Here is a 21,733-nt window from a genome sequence, read left to right as displayed (position 1 = left end):
CTTTCAAATCTCTGATGGTTTTCGGTATAGTATGATGAGAATCCATTCACCCTATACAACTATTCTTACTATAAAGAGAAAGGAACGTTATCCTTGACTAAGCCAAAAATTACGATGCAGGATATCGCAGACCACTTGCAAATCTCCAAGAACTCGGTTTCGCAAGCACTATCAGGTAAAGGCGGTGTCAGCGAGGAGACGCGCAAGCTCATCATTCAAGCGGCGGATGAGTTAGGCTATGTCTATACGGGTAATCGCAAACGATTCCCGGACCAGGAGGACAAGGAAGAATCTACAGGCAGTATTGCTCTTGTAGCAACGGATTTTGCCTTCTCGATGCGGGGCTTTTTCGGGGAAATCTACCTTACGATAGAAAATGAAGTGCAGAAGAGAGGGAAGAAGCTGCTCATTCAATCCATTTCCCAGCAGATGATGAAGGATCAGACGCTCCCCCCTTTTATTGAGGGAAGAGAAGTGGACGGGATTCTGATCCTCTCGCATCTCAGTACCGAATATATGAACACGCTAATCGACACGGGGATTCCTACCGTGCTTATCGATCATCACCATCCCGAAGTGCAGGCCGATGCTATTCTTACGAACAACCGGTTCAGTGCCTATCATGTCGTTAAACATCTCTACGAGCTCGGACATAGAGACATTGGTTTTGTTGGAAATACGTCCTTCTCTCCAAGCTATTACGAACGCCTTGAAGGATTCAGACTTGCCCACTATGAACTTGGGATGGAACTCCAACCGAATTGGATTCTTAGCGATGCGCAGGAAGATCAGGAGTTTATGGAGAAGCGGCTGCAGGAGCTGGATGAACAGCCAACCGCATGGTTCTGTGTGAATGACGGTCTTGGTTTTATCGTGAATTCCACCATTCGTAATATGGGTTATCATATTCCGGCCGATATTTCGATTATCAGCTTTGATAATGGCCAGCTATCCAGATTGGCTACGCCGAAGACCACCACCATGGGGGTAGATCTCGGTCTGTTCGGTAAAACAGCGATCCGGCAGCTGTTCTGGCGAATGAAGCAGCCCGATGCGCCGCACATGGAGCTGCTGCTGCCGACAACACTCATTGAGCGCGATTCAACGGCAGCCCCGCGCGATTGACTATAATGAACGGATGATTCCCAAGATGGAGGCTGAGTTTAGCATGACCATTCAAACTCAAGAACGAGCGATACAGGCTTACGAACAATGGCTGAGCAGCCGGGTAATTGACGAAGGGTCCAAGGACGAGCTTCGCGAATTAACGCATAACGAGAATGAAATCGTAGATCGTTTCTATAAGGATCTGGAATTCGGAACCGGGGGACTCCGGGGAGTCATCGGCGCAGGCACTAATCGAATCAACATTTATACCGTGGGAAAAGCGACGCAAGGACTTGCTGCTGTGCTGCAAGAGGAGTATGAATCGCCTTCAGCAGTAATCGCTTACGACTCCCGGCATTTCTCACCGGAGTTTGCGCTTGAAGCCGCTTTGGTGTTTGCCGGGAATGGCGTTAAGGCTTATGTATTCGATTCACTTCGTCCGACACCTGAGCTGTCGTATGCGGTTCGGCATCTGAATGCGGAGGCGGGAATAGTCATTACGGCCAGCCACAATCCACCGGAATACAACGGATATAAAGTGTTCGGTGCGGATGGCGGGCAGATCACACCCGATACGGCCTCCAGGGTAATCGAAGCGATCGGACGCATCGGCTCTTTCGAGGAGATCGTTAAGCTGGATCGGGTAGAGGCCGAAGCCCAGGGCTTGCTCGTATGGCTCGGCCAAGAGATTGATGATGCGTATACCCTTGCTGTTGCAGGTGTGAGCCAAAATCCCGAAATCATTCGTGAAGCGAGCGGCGATTACCGGATTGTATTTACGCCCCTGCACGGAACTGGTAATGTTCCCGTACGTGCAGTGCTGCAGCATCTTGGATTTCAGCATGTGGATATCGTGCCCGAACAAGAGCAGCCGGATGCCGATTTCTCAACCGTACAATCGCCTAATCCGGAAGAGCATGCCGCGTTTGAGTTGGCCATCACCCAGGCTAAGGCGTGCGGCGCCGACCTCATCCTCGGTACCGATCCGGATGCCGACCGTATGGGCGCTGTGATTCAAGACGATCAAGAGGAGTATTTTATCCTCAGCGGTAATCAGTCGGGCGCTATCATGTTGCACTACTTGCTAGAATCCATGAAGCAAAAAGGAACGCTGCCGGAGAACGGTGCTATCATCAAAACGATTGTAACCAGTGAGATGGGAGCTGCCATAGCAGCAGCTTATGGAATGTCCGTATTTAATACGCTGACCGGGTTTAAATATATTGGTGAGAAAATGACGCAGTTTGAGAAAACCGGAGAATTTGAATGTATTTTTGGCTATGAGGAGAGTTACGGCTATCTTGCCGGTAATTATGCCCGTGACAAGGACGCTGTCGTTGCCGCAATGCTCATTGCGGAGGCTGGCGCTTATTATAAAGCGCAGGGCAAGTCCTTATATGAAGTGCTCCAGGAACTCTACGATACCTATGGCTATTTTGCCGAGAAGCTGGAGACCAGAACGCTTAAGGGCATTCAAGGCGTACAGCTGATTGGGGGCATCATGAGCGCTTGGCGCGAATCGGCACCAAATGAAGTAGGGGGTATCGAGCTTAGTCAAATCGAGGATTTCAGCCTGGGACTGTATGATCTGCCGCAAGAGAATGTGCTGAAGTTCCGTCTCGCAGATGGAAGCTGGTTCTGTCTTCGCCCATCCGGCACGGAACCGAAGATCAAGATGTATTTTGCAGCTCAGGGAAGCACCAATGAGGAGGCACAGGCGAGGATCGCTGCGCTTACTCAAGATGTCATGGCTCGAATTGATGCCTATATCGAGCCGTTTCAGAAATAGAGAAAGTAGAATAAAGGACTGAACCTGACCGTTCGATGAAGAACGGGGAAGGCTCAGTCTTTTTTGATCATGATGTTTTTCCAACATTACGAATTTGGGCGCCTTTGATGCACCGGGACCTCTTTTTGCCCCCGTTTCATAGGCGATTGGCATAAGGGACAGGCTTTGTTCTCCTGGTCTCGTATGTCAGCAGAGGTAGGGGGGCTGACCCGCTGCCAGCCCTTACAGTTTGTGCTGGTGCACAGCCACACATCAACGATCTCTGTAGCAACGCTGGCAGTCTGACTGAGCGAGCTGGAAGCCGAAACCGAGCGCGAGCTCTGGTTTCTATGGCCAGCAGCACTCGCAAGGGCTGGTCTGGTAGAAGGGGATAGGGATGAGTGCTTGGCCGAGGCTTCTATGCTAATCGTCCGTTTAGCCGTAAAGGATGGGCGGGCCATCGATCCACCGACCTTGCCAGGTATGCTATTGCCTTGCTTGCTCTGTTCATCTGTGAGGAACACATCCCGGAAGAAGCGGGAAACCTCCGCTTTCCGTCCCCGATAAAAGCCGGGTGAACTGATAATCAATTCATCCCGTGCTCTTGTGATGGCTACATAAGCCAATCTCCGCTCTTCTTCCAGCGCGTCAAGCGCCTTATCCTCTTTGCCCGATAGAGGGCGCTGATCGTCCCTGCGCTCAGCATCCAGAGCCGACGTATGCGGGAGGATGCCTTCGCTTGCCCCGATGAGACAGACCGAGGGAAACTCCAGCCCCTTGGATTTATGGATGGTCATTAACCGGACCGCATCTGCGTGCTCGTCCCGTTTCATAGCCGCCATTTCCTTATGAACGATGATCAGCCGGTCGACAAACTCGACGAATTCGCTGATTTCGCTGAAGCGCTTTGCCGAAGCCTCCAGTTCATCGAGTCCCTCCTGTATAAATTCCTTATGGAGGGTCATCTCCTGACGCTCGTCCGCCTCCAGAAATTTGTCGTAGAATTGCCGCCTCATTTCCTGCACGGCTTGAAGGGGCTCCATCGCCTTAAGTCCCTTGATGAGCTTGGAGCGCGTCCTTATATTCTCGATCTGAAAATCCTTAAGACCGGGAAACGTGAGCAGGTGGGAAAGAGGACCTTTCTTGGGACGCGGAGCATCCTGCTGCCGGATGAAGGCCATGCCCTTGTCCCGGTTGATGTAAAGGGTGTGGAGCATACCCTCCATCGCCGTGAAATTGCGGCGGTCCAGCGACAGCCGCAGATGGTCCATGAGCGGTTTGACAATCCACTGCTCATAGAACAGATCTCCGTTCTCGTAATGAATGAACGGAATCTCCCGCATCACGAGCTGCTCGAAGATCGCTCGGCTGTTATTCGCGGTCCGGTACAGAATCGCATGATCACGATATGGCGTCCCATGCTCCTGAACCTGCGCGGTGATATGGGTCAGGAGCAGCTCCGCTTCTTGGTCGGGATCGCCGGGACGAAGATACAGCGGCACGCCGCTGCTCTTGCGGGTGGACTGAAGCTGCTTGGGCCGGCGGCGTTCATTGACGCGAATTATTTCATTCCCGAGCCCGACAATCGAGGAGAGGGAGCGATAATTAATATCCAGCGTCACCACCTTGGCCCCGGGGAACGTCTGGTCGAATTCCAGAATGAATTCGTTGCGCGCGCCGTTGAAGCCGTATATGGTCTGGTCATCGTCACCGACCACCATCAGGTTGCGGTGGGGAGCGACGATTTTCTTCAGCAGCTCATAAGGCAGCAGTCCTGTATCCTGAAACTCGTCGACCATGACATAACGATACCGCCGCTGAAGGGAGGCAAGAAGTCCGGGGTCATTAGACAGCAGACGGTAGGACAAGACCAGAATATCGTCAAAATCCATCTGGCCATGATCTTCCTTCCATGCTTCATATCGGGCGAAGATTTGTCTTTGCTCCACTTCGGCAGGGGTTTTCACGGACAAGTCGTCAAGACCGGTCAAACTCATCCTGTAAGCGGACCACAGCGAGAGCAGGGTTTCCGCCTCGTAGCTGTCCTGTAATCCCATTTCCCGCAGGATTCGCTTCATAATGAATTGCTGATGCCTGGAGTTGCTGAGAATTTCTTGTTTGTAACCTCGCGTTCGCAGCAGGTACAGGAAGAAGGAGTGAAAAGTTCTTGCCGTTACCTTGGCGGTTTCATTAGCTCTTAGGCCGGGAAGCGCCATAATACGCTCCTTCATCTCGGCTGCTGCCTTGGATGAGAAGGTGACCAGCAGGATGGAAGCAGGATCGACCCTCTGGGCAGCGATGAGGTAGCCTGTCCGGCTTACCAGCACGGAAGTCTTGCCGGAGCCGGCTCCGGCAAGCGTGAGCAGCGGTCCTTGCGTATGTCGTACGGCCTGGATCTGGGCTCGGTTCAGCAGCAGCCCCTGCGATTCCAAGCCGCGAAAAAAAGCCGCATCCGGCGCGTCATCGCTGATCAGGTCCTGGCTGTTCTCGAAGGAAGCCAGCTTGGCAAACGGAATATCCTGACGCTCACCGCCGTACGGGCGTTTATAAAAGGGTATGGATTTCATGAAATTCACCAATCATTTCGTATTTCGGTTATAGTCTTAACCAGTTTACCGGATTCTCGCAAGTCTGGCAAAGCGCAGGATATGGATGAGACATGGGCTGGCAGCCATTGAAAGGGAGCTTGATACTGTGAATAGGACTAACTTTATAGATCGGAAAGTGTTATATTGATGGAGAAATTTTAACATGCGAAATCTAAAGGAGGGGCCACATGCTGGTTGTTATTGTATTATTACAGCTCATTATCATCGGCATTCTTCTGAACATAAACGGCAAGCTTAAACCGCGCGATTACATAACTGAAGCGATGGAGAGGGATCGTAAAGTGCGGGAGGAGCGGGAGAAACAGCAGCGAATGGAGGCATTGTCGCATGAGAGCAGCGATAAGGGCGAAGATCCTTTATGATCTGAATTATTTATATGAATAATAAAAAAATCCCGGATTCCTCTCAGAAGCGGGAGACCCGGGATGAGGTAACGATGATATATGATCTGTCATTTCATCCTAATTCCTGTAACAGGATAGTCATCATTCACTGTGCATCGCTCCAATTCCACAGCTGTACTTCCCCGACCCGCAGGTCACGCACCCAGGAGACCTCCCGGAGGGTGAGCAGTTCCTTGACGGGGCCGGTTATGACAGCGCCATAGAGGTGAACGCCGTTTTGCTCCACATAAGCTAAGGAAGCGTCTACGTCTACGAACGGAGCAACCCGCTCGGCAATCAGTTCGTACTCCTGCAGAAGCCGCAGCGATTTCTTGAAATGCTCATTCCGAAGCTCCCCGTCCCCGTAGGTTTCTACTGAAGGGTAGTGTCCGCCACTGGACACGACTTTGCCGAACCAGCCTCTTTTTTCTTCCTTATAGGAGGTCACGGTCAAGTCGTCATGATGCCAGACAGGGTAAGCCGGGAAGCCGATGGGATTCGAGATTACTTCGTCTTCCCCACCGAATCGGGTATCCGGTCCGTTGTCAACCGCAAACCAGACGGACTCCATATTCCGGTTCTCAAATTGCTTCAGCAGCTCGTCGGTTGTGAAGAAACGGTTAAATGAAACATAGGCCTCGGCTACAGTACCCTCCGGCAGTTTTTCAAGCCGGGACCAGTCACCGCTCTTGGTGGAAGAGTCACCGCTCTTTGGTTCCTCAAGCTTTTCTCGTTCAGCTTCCTCTTCGCCTGCAGAAGAAGTCTCTGAGCTATCTTTTGGACGATAGAACATCTGTGACGAACCCGAGCTGCCATCTCTCCAATCCATTTCGACCGACGGTAGTCCAAACAGGAAGTTGACGGTGTATTGACCCACTGGAACCCGTTCACTCCCCACTTGTTTGAGCATGTCCCCGGACATTTCCTGACTGAAGAAGGTTTTGCCCTGACTGCTTAGCGAAACATCTATGTTAGGTTTGGAGATCGAGATGGCGGAAGCAATGGCATCCCGGTATTTATCGTTCCGGCTCGGGTTTCCAGTACCATAGAATAGCGCCGTTACAATGGAACTAATGACCGTAACAATTAGAAGCAGGGATATAACCGTCAGCGTGTTAGAGACCCGTGCTCTCCATTTGCCTCGGCGGACGATCCGTTTTTCTTTTTTGGGGGAGAGGGTGCTTTGATCGTCGGGGCGCTTGGGCATAACATTATTAGAGCCTGTGTTATCCATCCATTCATCCAGGAAAGCCTGGTATTCTTCCAGCTTTTCCATTTCCCGCTCGACTTCGAATTTTTCCTCGTCACTCAAACGGCCGTCTGCGTAATCCTTCAGTCGCTGCTTGAATTCTTCGCTCATAACGTCTCTTCCTTTCGTTTCATGTCTCGCAGCCGCTGTCTGGCCCGAAATAGCAAAATCTTGATATGGGATAAGGTGATGCCCATAATATCCGCCGCCTCCTGGTAGGTGAATTGATGAAAATCCACCAAGATAATCGCCTGGCGCTGATTCTCCGGAATAGCCGTCAGCATCTGGCCGATTTCATGCCGGACTTCTTGCTGAAGCAGGGTGTTCTCCGGCGTATCACGGTCAGCCACCTGTTCGAAAAAAACAGCTTCCTTCACGGTACTGCGGCTGGCTTTGCGTTGGTAATCCACATAAGCATTATGGGCAACCCGAAATAGCCATGGCTTGATTCGTTCTTCCTTCCAATCCTCCAGATACAGATAAGCCCGGTAGAAGGTTTCCTGAACCAGGTCCTCTGCCGTATGGTGGTCATAAGAGAGGGAGTACAAGTAACGGTAAACGTCTTTCACATAATGTTGATAAATCGACTCCAGACTGTTCAGTTTCATGTCCTCCTCTCTATATGAAACACGTATAACCGGAGCAAAAAGTTACAAGGGATATAAAAATGGAGGCAGGCCCAAGCTCGAAAAGCGCAAAGGCAAAAGTAAAAGCAAAAGAGCAAAAGCAAAAGCAAAAGCCCGCCAAGTTGAGCGGGCTCTTTGTATAAAACTATAGGTACGACAAGGGAGTGTGCCTGAGCACCAGAAGCAGTGGGCTCAAGCAAGCGATATTCAGCATCCATGTATCATTAGGCAAGCAATTAGCGCCTTGTATCACTTACTGTTCTTGTCTAGGTAAGCTGTCAGCGCTTTGTACTGCTTGCTGTCCTTTTCGGCATAGTCCAGCGCCGTTTTACCGGACGCATCTTGGATTGAGGCATCCACATGGTGCTGGTTCAGCAGCTTGTCGATGTAAAAGTCATTTTTGTTGATGACGGCCAGGTGAAGCGGTGTCTGACTGTCGAAATTTCGCAGGTTATAATCAAGCTCTCCGGCTTTCCCATCCATCTGAACAAACGGGTCGTATAGGGAGGAATCGCCGTCTACGATCAAATAGTGCAGCAGCCCGTTGCCGGTTGTTTCATCCTGGGAATACAGTCTGGCTTCCCCGGCAGCAATAACAATATAAATCTTTTGCATATTCAATTCGCCGTTGACCTGGATCAGCTTCCCGAGATTTTTCACCAAATGGCGTTCTTGGGCAGGTGCTCCTTCAGACTCGGAAGGTGCAGTTGGGCCGACCGGGATGGCCTCTCCGATCGAGGATTTTGGAATAATTTGTACCCCCTCGGTACCGACAGAGCCGACCTGATACCCAAGCGCTTCCGAGAAGTCCCGCACAGGGACATACAGCTTGTTCTGAATGACAACGGGAGGTTCGGACAGCTTGACCTCCGAGCTGTTCACGACAATTTTAGCAGGGGATGGGACGGCTTTCAGATATACAGCAGCGCCAACGGCGGTACCCGCTGTCAGCGTCACACCGACAATCGCGCCGAGTGCAAAAGCAGGAACAGAAGAGAAACGTTTTTTCATAATATCCTCCCACGGTGGTTTATGGACTTTTACACCATTATATACCAATCCAGTATTATCTCAATTGAATGTCTGGATCAAAGACGACGGTTCTCTGTTCATCCAAAGCCAATTGTCAACAGATCAGCCTTCAACTGCTCCTTACTGGTAATGGTGTCAGGCTGGTTTGTCTTCATCTCCGTCGTCAGTTTATTCACTAATCGTTCGATTGATAACATATCCCGATATTCAGGCGGGGAGTAGTCTTCCCAGTATTGATCTTCGCTGATGCCCATCGTATCCAGCATGCGCAAGTGCTGCTCTTGCACCTGCCGCGGCTGGCTCTCAAGCGTCTTTCGAAGCTGCCTTGGTCTTTTTACTCCATCCTGAAGGCTTGCTGCAACGCCCTCGTCGTCAGCCAGCTGCAGCATCAATTCCTTTGTTGCCATCTCTTTGAGGAGTGTGGAGTCATCAGGCAGCGGCGTGTCGCTCTGTGTGAGGTTATTCTTATAGGCGGATAAGCGTGATGTAGGTGGAGCCGACTTGAATCAACGCCTGTCCATTCAGATCTTCGCGCATGCGATGTTTCTGGCCGGAGTGATCGGAAGCATCGGTAAAGCACAGGATGGTGCTTATCGTCAGAACGCTTGCTACGGCGACACTGAGAATGGTGATGAATTTACGGTTTAATTTCATGCTGTCAATCTTCCTGGCATGAATAAATAGCAGTTTTAATACTAATATAGACGTTTCATCGACCTGAAAGGTTATGCAAAACTATGGAAAAACGCCTGAAGGCACGAAATCAAAAGTGCTTTCAGGCGTAGGTGGCCGCTGTGATAGGATCGGCTTCGTATTGATGCCTATTTGCGGAGCAGGCGGGATCTATGCGCGTATATGATCGCTTTGTCTGCCAGAAATGCAGCGTATAGAAGCAGAAAGACCGAATAAGGAAAGCCGGTTCCGTCCAGGCTTGGAACGAACCATTCGGCGGCAATGAAATACAGCAGTGTCAGCAGCACCGGCAGCTGCCGTTTCAGGCGGTATTTCCACACAGACCAGATCACGCCGGCAACCCCGGCGAACAGCATAACGAGGCGTACGGCATCCAATGCGGATTGTACGACTCTTCTTGCTTCCTCATTACCTATGGCAGCCGCATACTTGGAGGTGCGGCCGGCAAATATGCTTCGGAAGAGGTGAACCAAGGGGTTGCCTTCAATGTATCGGGATTCCAGCCACAGTGAGGCGAGGTTCCACGGCCCGGACATATACCTCAACCGATTAAAAAGCGGGATGTTCAGCCACCATGGAGACAGGATGAGCAAGTAACCGGCACTAATCAGAATAATGCCTCCGGTTACGATTTTGACCGGGCTACGGTACTTGATCCAGAAGGGAATGAACAATACCGGGTACAGCAGTGCCTGCAGATTGTAACAAGCCATAAGAGCGGTAAGTGCACCGGCAGCGGCATACCAGCCAGCCTGCCTCAATTCAAGCGCTCCAATTACAGCGCAGGCCAGAAGCAGCATTAAGGTTTGCATCGTAATATCCGGCAGGATCAGACGCACTGCGCCGTAAGCCGGCCAGAACAGAGCATAGATGAAGCACGACAGAAAGGCGATTCGCGTATTGAACATGTAGCGGGACAGCACAAATACCAAGTAAACGGAAAAGGCATGAAAGATGCATTGGAGCAGCTGGTACGCGACCAGAGCAGCATCCATGCTGCCGAATAGGGCAGCAAGTCCGGCAATCATAAGCGGCACACCGGGCATGACGCTGGAGGAATGGTCTTCAAGGTCTCCACCGGGGTGGCTGATCATGGCCGCACTTTGGATATATCGTTCTTCGATTACACTGCTAATGCTCGGTGAGGGTTCATGTCGGCCAGTCAGCACCAGCAGACAGGACATCACCAGAACCGCTGCAATCAGTATCAGCAGCAACCTTCGCTGCACACGGTTTAACGTCCATATGGAAAACAAAGGCTCCACTCCACTCTTTATATAATCTGTAGGTTAATCACATACATACCCTTATATATTAAAGAAAATTCAAGGAAATAAAAAGGCTCCGCAAAAAACGGAGCCATAAGTTCAAATGACGTTCGATTTAACCAGGATCTGTCCCATTCTAGAAGCCGCTGTGATATTTATCGGCGCTGGAAGATCGTTTCTTCGATGTGCCGTCCCGCTGCTTCTCTTCCTGACGCTCCAGCCTGGCATCTTCCATCGGAATCGGGTCCACATGCTGCTCGCTCTCAAATTTATCGAACAGGCTTTCTTTTTCCGTTGGATATTGTTCAGGGTGATCCATGTTGCCGGGACCGTTATCAAGCGGTAGATCCTTCTTTTTATCAGCCACTGATCTCACCTCACTATCATTGTGATACTACCTTTATACCTTATTTGAGGAAGCATCAAACATCGAAATGACGGAGGGAGGGGGATGGTCCACTCAGGAGATCACAGGAGATCACTCAAAGTATCCACTTCATGATGTCTCCAAACCAGCTGCGGGCTGCTGCTGTGTTTCGGCTTTAAGCCTGAGATAATGAACAAACAGTTCAACAAGTTCCGGATCAAATTGTGTGCCGGAGCATCGGTGCAGTTCCTCAATCCCTTCTTCGAAGGTTTTGGTTTTCTGGTATGGGCGTTCCGTTGTCATCGCATCAAAAGAATCAATAATAGTCAGCATGCGGCACAGCTTGGGGATTTGAATGCCCTTGAACCCGTGCGGATATCCGCCGCCGTCGTAACGTTCATGATGCAATTCAATATAAGGAACCAGTTCCTTGAACTTCTCGTTGGTTTCCGCAATCCGTTTCCCCCAGCTGACATGTCGTTTTACGGTTTCCCATTCCCCGGCAGAGAGCTTGTCCCGTTTGTTTAAAATACCCCAAGGGATTTCAAGCTTGCCAATATCGTGAATAAGTGCGCCGAGTACGAAATTGCGCCGCTCCACACTATCGAGTCCGAGCACTTCACTCATATCCATGGCGTAGCGGAAGACGCGCTTGGAGTGCTTGAATGTATCCACGTCTTTATACAAAAAGAGTTTAAGCTGCTGCTCGATATCGCGGACGTCATCCGCGAAGTCAATCTCGGATTCTTTATTGGCACCGCTGCCGTATACATGCACGTTGTTTTTACCCTGCTTCTTGGCGTAGTACAGCGCCTGATCGGCAAGCTCGACAAGCTGTGACTTGTCATGGATGTCAATCCGGTACGTGGCAATGCCGGCAGAGTAGGAGAGACACCCGGACGGGAAAATTTCGACCCCTTCGAAATAGGTATCGTTCAGCTTTTTGCGGAGCCTGTTAATGAAGGAACGGGCTTTGTTCTCATCATAGCCTGGCATGAGGATGGTGAATTCTTCACCGCCGAAGCGAGAGGCTACTACCTCTGCCACTTCGGATTCCACCTTTAGGTAATTGCCAAGGAACCCAAGGAGCATGTCTCCCTTCAAATGCCCGAACTGATCGTTGTACTTCTTGAAATCGTCAATATCAATCATGGCCAAAGACAGTGGTGTATCATTTGCCTTGGCTTTCTTGATTTCGTCTTCAAGCAAATTTTCGAAATAGCTGTGATTATATAATCCTGTTCGCTGATCTTTGATTGCTTTTTCTTGAACTTCATTGTACATGGAGAATAATTGTTTGAAGGAATAGGAGAGCATAATACTCAAACCTATGAACAAAGTTAAGCCGAACACGCCATTATGAACGATAAGAACGGAAAGAACCATGGACAGGATGAGCGTGCTTAAATAGACAAGCAGGGTGTCTTTTATGAAGGATTTAAGGATGTCATATAAAGATCCCCGATATAGCAAATAATAGTAGAAACCAAGGAGAAACACGTTAATTATAAAATATACGAGCAAGGCGCCGAGGTAAGCTCCAAAATGATTGTTTAGAATAGGTCCTGTCTGACCTCCTGCGGCGTTGAACACAAGGGAGGATCCGACGATCATAAGTGTATATATAGAGAAGTTTACGAAATGCTTCCAGAATGGGATTTTTCTGTCATATAGTGCTATTGCCAGAGTGTTAAACAGAATGACAGAAAGAGCGAATGGTGCTCCGTATATGAAAATGCAAGCCAAATAAACGGACGAATCCATGGATTGCAAATTACCCTCAGGCGGTAGCTGAAAGGTGAAGTAATTTAATATTAGGGCGGCACCTAACATTGCATAAACCCATACCCACTGTGAAGGGGAGTAATATAAAAATTCTCCTCGATGTACTAGTAGAAAGGTTAAACAGCCCATAAGTGAAATAAACACAAAATACAGCTGTCCTGGAAGTTCTCGAGAAATCTTAGGACGCTTAAATATGGACATAACGGTTTCTCCTCAAAAAAAGCATGGTGTATTCTCCACATTTTAAGATATAATGCGTCGCAAAACAACGAAAAAGATATAAAAAAACAGGCTGGAGTTCTCAGCCTGTTTTTTTGAAATAAGTCTTATTATCCCAATCTATAACCGGAAGTCAGAGCGACAACAACGGAAGCAACGATGATTGCATTCAAAACGATGCGGTTATACTTGATTTTATCAGTTTTCTTCATAGTTCTCCCTCCTTTCCAGATGGTATGATGTATTATTAATTTTGTGGTTCAACTTGTTCAGTAGTATCGGATTTTCGAATTATATTTTGAACGGTGGTATTCTTGCCGGAAGTCATGAGATGCACGATGTAGAGAAAAATACCAATGTTCATAATAATATCGCCGATACTGATTACCTGCGTTCTTGGATAGGGTGGGGATAACGGTATGATATCACCAAGAAGAGACAGGCGAGTGGAAGCATCCATTAAATAATGTTTGGTTGTAGCTGTCGCATCCATGAGCATGTCCACGTATATTGGATCAAGAACAGAAGCGGCACTCATGGATACGGGCATTCTGCCACCATTGACCGCCATGACGAGAAAGTTGAGGAAGACACCGGCTAATATACTGCCGAAACCTTTCTGATCCCGGTTCATCCAGAGGAAGATCATGCCGGCAACATAGATGAGCATAAAAATATATCCACTTGCGGCTGCCAGCCAATCAGAATTCTCTTGAAAACGGAATATGAGCAGCTGTACGATCAGGAGAATTGGGAAGATTAAGCCGCCCTTCAGACGTATCTTGCTGAATTGCAGCAGTCCGTGGCGGAGTCCGCCTCGTATCAGTCCGACAATTAACCCTAGTATAATGCCGTCAAATACCATGATAGAATTCCTACTTTCATAGTTCAGTATCTCTGTAATAAGATAATTCGACAGCGAAGTGGTAATTCCTGCAACCAGATTCAAATTTTATGGAAAAATTTCGGAGAATCATTTAAAAAGCTTGTCCCTTTATGTTTGAATCTAAGAGTTTATATACATTATAACAGATTAAAAGGATAAATCTTCCTACTTTTTTCGTGTTTCTATTGCAGAAAGAAGCAAATTCATGAACTTTACATACCTATGGGGGGTATAGTACAGTTAAAGTGTAACGAATATCATGTAAATAGGAGGACAACATCATGAAACAGGTGACATTGACAGTGGAGGGCATGTCTTGCAATCATTGCGTGAACTCGGTTGAAGGCGCGCTGAAGAGTGCGGGAGCGTCAGGCAAGGTCGATCTTGCATCCAATACAGTGGCTGTCGAATATGACGAGAGCAAGATTAGCCTTGAAGCACTGAAAGAAGCGATTGAAGAGCAAGGGTATGATATCGTATCCTGATGGAGCCCATTAAATTCCAAAGCTGAGAGCCTTGGCTGAATATGAAACCGGATGCCGGATACTGGCATTCCGGTTTTTTTTGCTGTAAAGTCACAGGCTGTGTGAGCTTGCGCAGCCAGATTTGAAGTTTCATAATAAATGGAACCATTCTTATAGAACATGAAGGAGTGAGTACCCGATGAACGATACATTGTCACTGCTGATGAATCATCGATCGGTTCGCAAATACTTGGACAAGCCGGTGTCGGAGGAGCAGCTTAGGGCCGTTGTGGCAGCAGGCCAGATGGCATCCACATCTAGTAATGTTCAAGCCTACAGCATCATTGCGGTTACCGATCAGGAGAAGAAGCGGCGGCTGGCCGGCTTGGCCGGTAATCAGGCTTATATTATAGAGTGCCCCGTATTCCTTGTGTGGTGCGCAGATCTGTATCGTTTGAAAAAAAGTACTGAGGCGCATTCGGGTGACAAGGAGACGTATGAAGATTCCACCGAGAATTTCATTGTGGCCACCGTGGATGCCGCTTTGGCTGCGCAGAATGCCGCGATTGCTGCGGAATCGCTGGGTCTTGGCATTGTGTACATCGGAGGGGTCCGCAACTCGATAGCTGATTTCTCCGAGGCATTGGAGCTGCCGGACCTGGTCTATCCGGTATTTGGCATGTGCCTCGGCTACCCGGACCAGGATCCGGGGCTTCGTCCACGCCTTCCGGTAGAAGCGGTCCTGCACCGGGACAGCTACAATCCGGGAGCCATTGAGGAAGTAAGAAGTTATGATCAGGTTTCCGCGGATTATCTATCCAAGCGGACAGCAGGCAAGAACAGCACGCCGTGGTCTGAACTTATGGCCAAACGCTTGGCGGAGCCGGTAAGACTGCACATGAAGGACTTTCTGAACAGGAAGGGTTTTATGAAGCGTTAATATAATGAACAGAGCCGCTTTAGGGTTGCTTCCCGCAACCTTAAAGCGGCTTTTTCAATGTTTCTCTATATGGAGAGCGGTTCTTCATAATGCCTGTGCCATATCATTTGCCAATTCCCTGCTGACGGTATTGGCCGGGCGTGATTCCTTCGAGTTTTTTGAACATCCGATTGAAATAAGGGGGCTGATACCCCGCGGCTTCCGCAATCTCATGAATGCGAAGATCCGTGGTCAGCAGCAGCTCTTTGCAGCGGTTCATTCGGAACGTTGTCAGATAGTCGATATAATTGGTGCCCGTCATCTGCTTGAATGCTTTGCTCAATTGGGATGCGCTGACGCCGGCCTCCATCGCCATGACATCCAGGGAGAGGTCCTGCATCCCGTTCTGCTCGATTTGCTCCAGCACGTTTTCGACTAGCGATTTCATGGAGCTGCTGAAGTTCTTGGTCAGCTGCTCGAGGTAGGGCTCGATGATTTCGCGTTGGAACCAGTCCACACAGGCCTTCGGGTCCCGAAGCAGGGACATCTGTTCCTGCAGATTGGAGAAATTATACACCTGATACGGATTTAAACCGGCCTGCAGCATAGACCGGTGAACGCTTGTGATTAAACGCATGAGCCCATGATGGACATGCCACTCCGAGCCTCCTCCGGCCTGAAGCGACGTTACGAAGCGGCTTAGGGATCGAAGCGCATCCCTCTGAAGTCCGAGATTCAAGGCATGAATGAAATCCTGCTCCAATTCCAGCGGATAGTCGATCCAGTCATTTTTCTGGGAAAGCACCGTGTCTGCTTCCAGCAGCTGGCTGCCTGCATCGAAGGAGCGGTAATGCAGCGCCCTTTTGGCCTGCTCGAGAATATGAGGAACATCGGTCCAGGTTGAGCTCGGTCCCCCTAATACGATGGTTGCCGACATGCGGAGTGTATCGCGCAGTGCCCGTATGATCTGATCGCACAGCAGCTTCATCCTGTGCATCTGCTCGTCGGCTGTGTGGGAGTCTGGAACGATCAAGATGACACCGAAGGAGCCGTCGAAGAAATTGATGGGATGCATATACGCGCTTATGTCCTCGGCCAGCTCTTGGATGACGTTCAATGCGGCATAGGTAAGTAGATGCTGATCGTTTTCCGTTAAAGGCGCGCGGTCCTCCCCGTGAGTATGCTGCTGCAGCACCATCGCGGAGAAATGTTTATGGGTAATATCAAGCTCCATCTCTTGCAGCTTGACCACATACTCGGGCTCCGTCAGGTGAGAGGCTTGTCCGCTCAGAAATTGATTGATATAAGCCTCTCTGATCGAGGGCAAGGATCGCTTCCATTGATTTTGCAGTGTATCATGCGAGAATCGGTACTGTTTCCACTCGTGTTCAATATAATCCAGTTCATTGTATCGCGAGTTCTGCTTGCTCTGATCGCCGCCAATGATATTCAGCATCTTGCGGATCGGACGGTACATGCTCTTGGAGGCGAACCAGCTTGCGCCCAGGGAAGCCGCAAGCGCAAAGGCAAAACAGATCAGAATGATATGGGTATAAGGCTTCGTGGGAGCGATGATGTTGGATTGCGGCGTTCCGGACACATAGGTCCAATTCTGCTGCATTTTTTCAAATTGAACGGTATTCACCAGCAGTACATCCTGATCGACTGGCACCTTCATCCGCAAATGATTTGTGTGTTGGGCATTCTGAGGCAGCTTCAGCTGTTCCAGAATCGCGCTCATCGCCTTTGGCATATTGCGGCTCATTCCGGATTCCCCGATGATATGGCCCTGGTCATCCAGCAGGAACGAGAGATTCTCGCTATTGCGGATCACATGCAGCTTCGACGGATCGATGTAGATGACAATCGCGCCGTAGGGTGTATGACCGTTGAACGGAAGTCTCATGACGAGTGCGTGTGAGGACCTCTCCTTATTGAAAGGCCGCTCCAGGTCATGGACCCAGAACATATCCGAATCCCCTTCCATGAGTTTGTTAAAGTTTAACGCATCCTGAGCCTGATCCAGCGTTCGAAGCCCGAGGTCGGGCTCCATGATTTTATTTTGTTTTTTGATGTAGAGATAGACCTGATCCACCAGGGGATCGGCGTTTTCCACAAGGTTCAGTGTATTAAACAGCTCGTTTGTCTCCTCGATATTCGATACAAAGTCCATGTCGGACAAGGAGGGCTTAAAATGCGGCTTCACGACCATATTGAGCGCATAATGGACCAACTGGGTGAATTGCTCGTCCACTTGTCTCGCGGCGTCAACCAGAGCTTCCTCGTTGCGCTGCTGATACTGGTTGATCATATGCTGGTTCCCCACATACAGGTAAACGGCGGTTATGGCTGAGATGGGGAGGCATGTCAACAGCACGGCAAGCGCGATGCTTCTCCAATACATAATACCTTTGAAACCGGATTCAAGATTCTGCTGCCTCATTACTTTAACCCCCTGTTGGCATAGACAATTCAAGGCTAAATCGTAGAAAGCCGGAAATGATTAAATACTATCATAGCGAATGAGCGGATTGGTTGAAAAGATCATATTTTCCTATTGGTGTTGGTGAGAAGCTGTTTATTCACCCAGGAAAAAAAGTGCAATCCAAGGAAATGGAACATAAGAGATGCCTTGCAGAATCAGCACTCGCCGTGCACTGTATCGACCGGAGCCGGATTCAAGGCCCTGCGGAAAAAAAGTAGAATTGCAGGTAATTTTGCAACCGTTTACATTAAGGTTACGTTCCGAGAACGGTATGTTGGACGACACGACAAGGCTGAAAGTGAGGGAGTAACGATGAAAGCACAAGAAACCGTTCGGTCGGCAAAAGGAAACAGGAGGCCGCCCATTCCATTGAAATCCAAAACAAAATGGGGACGAATATGGTCGGATGTTGCGCGTGACAAGTATTTGTATGTGCTGGCTTTGCCGGGCCTTATCTTTTTTATCATTTTCAAATATATTCCGATTACGAATCTCGTCATAGCCTTCCAAGAGTATTCTCCCTACTTTGGGGTGTTCGGAAGCCCTTGGGTAGGGTTTGAGCATTTCACCCGGTTTTTCTCCAATCATGACTTCTGGATGCTGCTGCGAAATACGTTAGCGATCAGCTTCCTGAGCCTGATTTTCTTTTTTCCGGCACCGATCATTCTATCCTTGATGCTGAACGAAGTACGAAGCTCCATCTATAAGAGGACCATTCAATCTCTGGTGTATATCCCCCACTTTTTGTCGTGGGTATTGATCTATGGCCTGACCTACCTGATGTTCTCGCAATCGGAGGGCCTGTTCAATAAGTGGTTAATCTCCATGGACTGGCAGACGGTTGATATTCTCTCCAACCCGAACTACTTCTGGGGCATGCTGACGGCGCAGTCCATCTGGAAGGAGATTGGATGGGGAACGATCATCTTCCTCGCCGCCATTGCCGGAGTGGATCCGCAATTATATGAAGCGTCGGTCATGGACGGTGCGGGACGGATGAGACGGATGTGGCACATTACCCTGCCCGCGATGCGTAACGTGATCCTGATTCTGTTGATTCTGCGCCTGGGCACGATCCTCGATACGGGATTCGAACAGATCTATCTGATGATGAATGCACCTGTCACCAATGTAGCCGAAGTGTTCGATACTTATGTGTACCGGGTCGGGATTCGTCAGGGTGAGTTCAGTTACAGTACAGCTATCGGATTATTCAAATCGATTGTCGGTGTCATTATGGTGGTTACGGCCAACCGATTGGCAAGGCGATACGGTCAAGAAAGCTTGTACTAACAACAGATCGGCGAAGACAAGGAGGAGAAAAGCATGCATGAAAAAGGATGGAAAACAAGGCTGTTTGGTCTTGTAAATAACAGTCTGCTGCTGATCATCGGTTTGGCAACGATATTTCCCATTTACTATACCGTTATTTTGTCGTTTACCGATCCCGTGGAGTATTATCAACGAAGCCTGATTCTGTGGCCGCGCGTTTGGACGCTGGATGCTTATAAGCATCTGCTGTCCAACGGCTTGTTTGTCACTTCGATCTCCGTTAGCGTGTTTCTGGCTACGGTGGGCACGCTGCTCAGCCTGCTCGTGACCGGGGGCCTGGCTTACGCGGTGTCCCGTAAACGCCTTCGGTTTCGCAAGGCCATGATGGTTATGGTGTTAATCACCTTTCTCTTTACGCCAGGGCTGGTTCCGCTGTACCTGGTCGTCCGTAACGTGGGACTCATTGACAGCATTTGGTCGCTTATCCTGCCCAGCTTGACCAGTGCGTGGTATGTGCTGCTCATGAAGGGATTCTTCGACAGCATCCCGGAAAGTCTGGAGGAAGCCGCGATGATCGACGGCTCCAATGATATCGGGGTATTTTGGCGGATTATCCTGCCGTTGTCGCTGCCTGCGCTGGTAGCCTTCGGGTTGTTCTTTGCGGTCGGTTATTGGAACACCTACTTCAACGCACTGATGTTTATTAATGACCAGAAAATGTGGCCGCTGCAGGTGCTGCTGCAGAATATGCTTGTAGATCCAACCACAATGGGTTCGGGCAGTGGCGGAGGATTCGCCTTCCAAGTGAACCGCCCCGTTCCAACGGAAACGTTGAAGATGGCAGCGGTTGTTATTGCAACCGTTCCAATCATGTTAGTGTATCCATTCCTGCAGAAACACTTCGCGAAAGGGGCGATGGTGGGCTCCGTCAAGGAATGAGTCGATATACGGTCTGTTTTTGCCACCATGATCAGTCAGGTCGAATAATTCTAAATAAGGGAGAAGGTCTAATGATGAACAACATGGAACCAAAGTCAGGTAAGCCGTTTTTAAAAATGACAGGGCTGCTGCTCTTGGCAAGTTCGCTCTTGCTTAGTGCTTGCGGCAGCGGGGCTGGTAGCGCCTCGAGCGATAACGTGGGAGGAACAGACAGCAGTGAACCTACCAGCATTACGATCCAGACCTTGAACTATGCCACCGAATTTATTGACAACACCAATCCGCTTTGGAAGGAGCTGGAGAAACACACCAATACCAAACTGAACATTACGTGGCTGTCCCCATCCACGGCTGAAGAGAAGATCAATGTCATGCTCGCATCCGGTGATCTTCCAGAGGTTACTTTTGTGGAAACGATGCAGAACCCTCAGCTTCAGAAGATGCTGAAGCAGGGGGTGTTCTGGGATTTGACGCCTTTTCTTAAAGACTACCCGAATTTAAATCGCGAAGAGTTGAAGGACATGTGGGAGATCACCAAGGTGGACGGCAAGAACATTGTCATTCCGCGATACTATCCAAGCTATGGCGGCGGTGTGTTCCCGATGATCCGCAAGGACTGGCTGGATGCCCTTGAGCTGGAAACGCCCAAGACTCTGGATGAGTTTCATAATGTGTTAAAAGCTTTCAAAGAGCAGGACCCGAATGGTAACGGACAGGCTGATGAAATTCCATATGCGGCGAATCCCGGCGCACTTGCTTACATTTATAATCTCTTTAATGAAACACAAGGGGCATGGAAGCTGGAGGCCGATAATACGCTGTCTCCTATCCTTACGTCGGACGAGTCCAAGGAGGCCATGTTGTGGATCAAAAAGGCCTATGAAGAAGGATTGTTCCCCAAAGATTTTGCGATCATGAAGTTCTCGCAGGTGATGGATACGATGCGAAGTGCCAAGGCAGGGGTAGGCGGCATGTCCATGAACCATGCGTGGGTAACTGGCGAAGCGGTGAAAAATGTGGATCCCAAGGCTGATTTGATGCCGCTTGCCTACTTGGAGAATCCAAACGGAGTGAAGTATACGCCTTCAGGATCTCCGTACTATGGAGTGTACCTGATTCCGAAGAAAGTGCCGGAGGCAAAAGTGAAAAAAATTCTGGAGCTCTTCGACTATGGCTACAGCCCGGAAGGAAATGAGATGCTGACCTACGGGATTGAAGGCGTCCATTACACGGTCGAGAACGGGAAGAAGGTTGCAACGCCGCAGGCCGTCAAGGATAAGACAGGTGACGGCAACCTGAACAATTTCATTCACCTTGTAAGTGACGACATGGCCATCAACGCGGTAGGGATGCCGGATGAAGTATACACACGGAACGTAGACATCGTCACGGAGCGCAAGACGGTGCAGGTTCCGAATCCTTCGGGAGAGTTGTATTCGGAAGCCTATAACAAATACTATCCAGAAATCTCCAAGAAAGTGGAGGATATGCGTGTCATGGTCATCACCGGGAAAGAACCGGTTGAGTCGTACGATAAATTGATTGAGACGATAAAAAATGATCCGAAAATGGCGGAAATTACGGAAGAGATGACGAAGGTATATCAAGAGAAGTTTGCAAAATAATGGAGTGATCCCAAACCCCGCAATGCGTGTGAATTCA

The 21,733-nt window shown here is 49.4% G+C and carries 19 protein-coding genes; 8 read left to right on the top strand and 11 right to left on the bottom strand.

Annotated features, from left to right (window positions below; translation table 11 throughout):
* Nucleotides 1-93: 93 nt before the first annotated feature.
* Both B9D94_RS25770 and B9D94_RS25765 read left to right on the top strand, forming a co-directional pair.
* Nucleotides 94-1,125 carry a LacI family DNA-binding transcriptional regulator gene (locus B9D94_RS25770; protein WP_228029888.1) on the top strand — a complete coding sequence of 344 codons (1,032 nt, stop codon included), beginning with the start codon at nucleotides 94-96 and terminating at the stop codon, nucleotides 1,123-1,125.
* Nucleotides 1,126-1,168: 43 nt separating this feature from the next.
* A complete protein-coding gene (locus B9D94_RS25765; RefSeq protein WP_051449343.1) occupies nucleotides 1,169-2,896 on the top strand; it encodes a phospho-sugar mutase in 1,728 nt (575 codons plus the stop codon).
* 86 nt (nucleotides 2,897-2,982) lie between these two features.
* Here B9D94_RS25765 and B9D94_RS25760 read toward each other — a convergent pair whose 3' ends face one another.
* Entirely contained in the window at nucleotides 2,983-5,442 is a 2,460-nt protein-coding gene (locus B9D94_RS25760) for a UvrD-helicase domain-containing protein (RefSeq protein ID WP_148248328.1), read from the bottom strand.
* 209 nt (nucleotides 5,443-5,651) lie between these two features.
* Here B9D94_RS25760 and B9D94_RS25755 point away from each other — a divergent pair, with 209 nt between their 5' ends.
* Nucleotides 5,652-5,846, top strand: coding sequence for a hypothetical protein (locus B9D94_RS25755; protein WP_148248327.1), 195 nt, complete (start codon nucleotides 5,652-5,654; stop codon nucleotides 5,844-5,846).
* A 127-nt stretch (nucleotides 5,847-5,973) separates the two neighbouring features.
* On the opposite strand, the gene B9D94_RS25750 is transcribed toward B9D94_RS25755, so the two are convergent.
* The 9 genes from B9D94_RS25750 to B9D94_RS25715 form a co-directional block, all read right to left on the bottom strand.
* Complete coding sequence (locus B9D94_RS25750; RefSeq protein ID WP_148248326.1) at nucleotides 5,974-7,227, bottom strand: anti-sigma factor; 1,254 nt, start codon at nucleotides 7,225-7,227, stop codon at nucleotides 5,974-5,976.
* Nucleotides 7,224-7,724, bottom strand: coding sequence for a sigma-70 family RNA polymerase sigma factor (locus B9D94_RS25745; RefSeq protein ID WP_148248325.1), 501 nt, complete (start codon nucleotides 7,722-7,724; stop codon nucleotides 7,224-7,226). Before B9D94_RS25745 ends, B9D94_RS25750 begins: the two co-directional genes overlap by 4 nt.
* A 267-nt stretch (nucleotides 7,725-7,991) precedes the next feature.
* Nucleotides 7,992-8,753, bottom strand: a complete 762-nt coding sequence (locus B9D94_RS25740) for a stalk domain-containing protein (RefSeq protein WP_148248324.1) — start codon at nucleotides 8,751-8,753, stop codon at nucleotides 7,992-7,994.
* A 98-nt stretch (nucleotides 8,754-8,851) separates the two neighbouring features.
* On the bottom strand, nucleotides 8,852-9,166 hold the full coding sequence (locus B9D94_RS31675; protein ID WP_253806044.1) for a hypothetical protein: 315 nt from the start codon (nucleotides 9,164-9,166) through the stop codon (nucleotides 8,852-8,854).
* Nucleotides 9,167-9,239: 73 nt separating this feature from the next.
* On the bottom strand, nucleotides 9,240-9,428 hold the full coding sequence (locus tag B9D94_RS31670; protein WP_253806043.1) for a hypothetical protein: 189 nt from the start codon (nucleotides 9,426-9,428) through the stop codon (nucleotides 9,240-9,242).
* Nucleotides 9,429-9,595: 167 nt separating this feature from the next.
* Nucleotides 9,596-10,732, bottom strand: a complete 1,137-nt coding sequence (locus B9D94_RS25730) for an ArnT family glycosyltransferase (protein ID WP_235187488.1) — start codon at nucleotides 10,730-10,732, stop codon at nucleotides 9,596-9,598.
* Between the two features lie 139 nt (nucleotides 10,733-10,871).
* Nucleotides 10,872-11,102, bottom strand: a complete 231-nt coding sequence (locus B9D94_RS25725) for a hypothetical protein (protein ID WP_006207941.1) — start codon at nucleotides 11,100-11,102, stop codon at nucleotides 10,872-10,874.
* Between the two features lie 129 nt (nucleotides 11,103-11,231).
* On the bottom strand, nucleotides 11,232-13,088 hold the full coding sequence (locus tag B9D94_RS25720; RefSeq protein ID WP_036643851.1) for a bifunctional diguanylate cyclase/phosphohydrolase: 1,857 nt from the start codon (nucleotides 13,086-13,088) through the stop codon (nucleotides 11,232-11,234).
* A 265-nt stretch (nucleotides 13,089-13,353) separates the two neighbouring features.
* Nucleotides 13,354-13,971, bottom strand: a complete 618-nt coding sequence (locus tag B9D94_RS25715; protein WP_006207944.1) for a DUF5317 domain-containing protein — start codon at nucleotides 13,969-13,971, stop codon at nucleotides 13,354-13,356.
* A gap of 302 nt (nucleotides 13,972-14,273) precedes the next feature.
* Between B9D94_RS25715 and B9D94_RS25710 the strand changes: the two genes are divergently transcribed.
* Both B9D94_RS25710 and nfsA read left to right on the top strand, forming a co-directional pair.
* Nucleotides 14,274-14,477, top strand: coding sequence for a cation transporter (locus tag B9D94_RS25710; RefSeq protein WP_006207945.1), 204 nt, complete (start codon nucleotides 14,274-14,276; stop codon nucleotides 14,475-14,477).
* Nucleotides 14,478-14,655: 178 nt separating this feature from the next.
* Entirely contained in the window at nucleotides 14,656-15,396 is a 741-nt protein-coding gene (gene nfsA / locus B9D94_RS25705; protein ID WP_148248323.1) for an oxygen-insensitive NADPH nitroreductase, read from the top strand.
* Between the two features lie 103 nt (nucleotides 15,397-15,499).
* Here nfsA and B9D94_RS25700 read toward each other — a convergent pair whose 3' ends face one another.
* Nucleotides 15,500-17,818 (bottom strand): helix-turn-helix domain-containing protein, encoded by a 2,319-nt coding sequence (locus B9D94_RS25700; RefSeq protein WP_148248322.1) that lies wholly within the window; start codon nucleotides 17,816-17,818, stop codon nucleotides 15,500-15,502.
* A gap of 354 nt (nucleotides 17,819-18,172) precedes the next feature.
* On the opposite strand from B9D94_RS25700, the gene B9D94_RS25695 reads away from it, so the two are divergent.
* The 3 genes from B9D94_RS25695 (at nucleotide 18,173) to B9D94_RS25685 (ending at nucleotide 21,696) form a co-directional block, all read left to right on the top strand.
* A complete protein-coding gene (locus tag B9D94_RS25695) occupies nucleotides 18,173-19,153 on the top strand; it encodes an ABC transporter permease (protein ID WP_036643842.1) in 981 nt (326 codons plus the stop codon).
* 33 nt (nucleotides 19,154-19,186) lie between these two features.
* Complete coding sequence (locus B9D94_RS25690; protein WP_006207950.1) at nucleotides 19,187-20,071, top strand: carbohydrate ABC transporter permease; 885 nt, start codon at nucleotides 19,187-19,189, stop codon at nucleotides 20,069-20,071.
* A gap of 71 nt (nucleotides 20,072-20,142) precedes the next feature.
* Nucleotides 20,143-21,696: an extracellular solute-binding protein gene (locus B9D94_RS25685; protein WP_148248321.1), complete on the top strand. Its 1,554-nt coding sequence runs from the start codon at nucleotides 20,143-20,145 to the stop codon at nucleotides 21,694-21,696.
* Nucleotides 21,697-21,733: the final 37 nt, after the last annotated feature.

The sequence above is a fragment of the Paenibacillus sp. Cedars genome (genome assembly GCF_003184205.1).
In the GTDB taxonomy this organism is placed as follows: domain Bacteria; phylum Bacillota; class Bacilli; order Paenibacillales; family Paenibacillaceae; genus Paenibacillus_AQ; species Paenibacillus_AQ glucanolyticus.
The sequence above is the reverse complement of the archived record's forward strand: the minus strand, read 5'-3'. Positions and strand labels throughout refer to the sequence as shown.

Coding starts and splice junctions, on each gene's coding strand:
- B9D94_RS25765 (WP_051449343.1), top strand. CDS start 1,169: ATGACCATTCAAACTCAAGAACGAGCGATACAGGCTTACGAACAATGG.
- nfsA (WP_148248323.1), top strand. CDS start 14,656: ATGAACGATACATTGTCACTGCTGATGAATCATCGATCGGTTCGCAAA.
- B9D94_RS25760 (WP_148248328.1), bottom strand. CDS start 5,442: ATGAAATCCATACCCTTTTATAAACGCCCGTACGGCGGTGAGCGTCAG.
- B9D94_RS25695 (WP_036643842.1), top strand. CDS start 18,173: ATGAAAGCACAAGAAACCGTTCGGTCGGCAAAAGGAAACAGGAGGCCG.
- B9D94_RS25710 (WP_006207945.1), top strand. CDS start 14,274: ATGAAACAGGTGACATTGACAGTGGAGGGCATGTCTTGCAATCATTGC.
- B9D94_RS25740 (WP_148248324.1), bottom strand. CDS start 8,753: ATGAAAAAACGTTTCTCTTCTGTTCCTGCTTTTGCACTCGGCGCGATT.
- B9D94_RS25755 (WP_148248327.1), top strand. CDS start 5,652: ATGCTGGTTGTTATTGTATTATTACAGCTCATTATCATCGGCATTCTT.
- B9D94_RS25690 (WP_006207950.1), top strand. CDS start 19,187: ATGCATGAAAAAGGATGGAAAACAAGGCTGTTTGGTCTTGTAAATAAC.
- B9D94_RS25700 (WP_148248322.1), bottom strand. CDS start 17,818: ATGAGGCAGCAGAATCTTGAATCCGGTTTCAAAGGTATTATGTATTGG.
- B9D94_RS25745 (WP_148248325.1), bottom strand. CDS start 7,724: ATGAAACTGAACAGTCTGGAGTCGATTTATCAACATTATGTGAAAGAC.
- B9D94_RS31670 (WP_253806043.1), bottom strand. CDS start 9,428: ATGAAATTAAACCGTAAATTCATCACCATTCTCAGTGTCGCCGTAGCA.
- B9D94_RS25750 (WP_148248326.1), bottom strand. CDS start 7,227: ATGAGCGAAGAATTCAAGCAGCGACTGAAGGATTACGCAGACGGCCGT.
- B9D94_RS25720 (WP_036643851.1), bottom strand. CDS start 13,088: ATGTCCATATTTAAGCGTCCTAAGATTTCTCGAGAACTTCCAGGACAG.
- B9D94_RS25715 (WP_006207944.1), bottom strand. CDS start 13,971: ATGGTATTTGACGGCATTATACTAGGGTTAATTGTCGGACTGATACGA.
- B9D94_RS25685 (WP_148248321.1), top strand. CDS start 20,143: ATGATGAACAACATGGAACCAAAGTCAGGTAAGCCGTTTTTAAAAATG.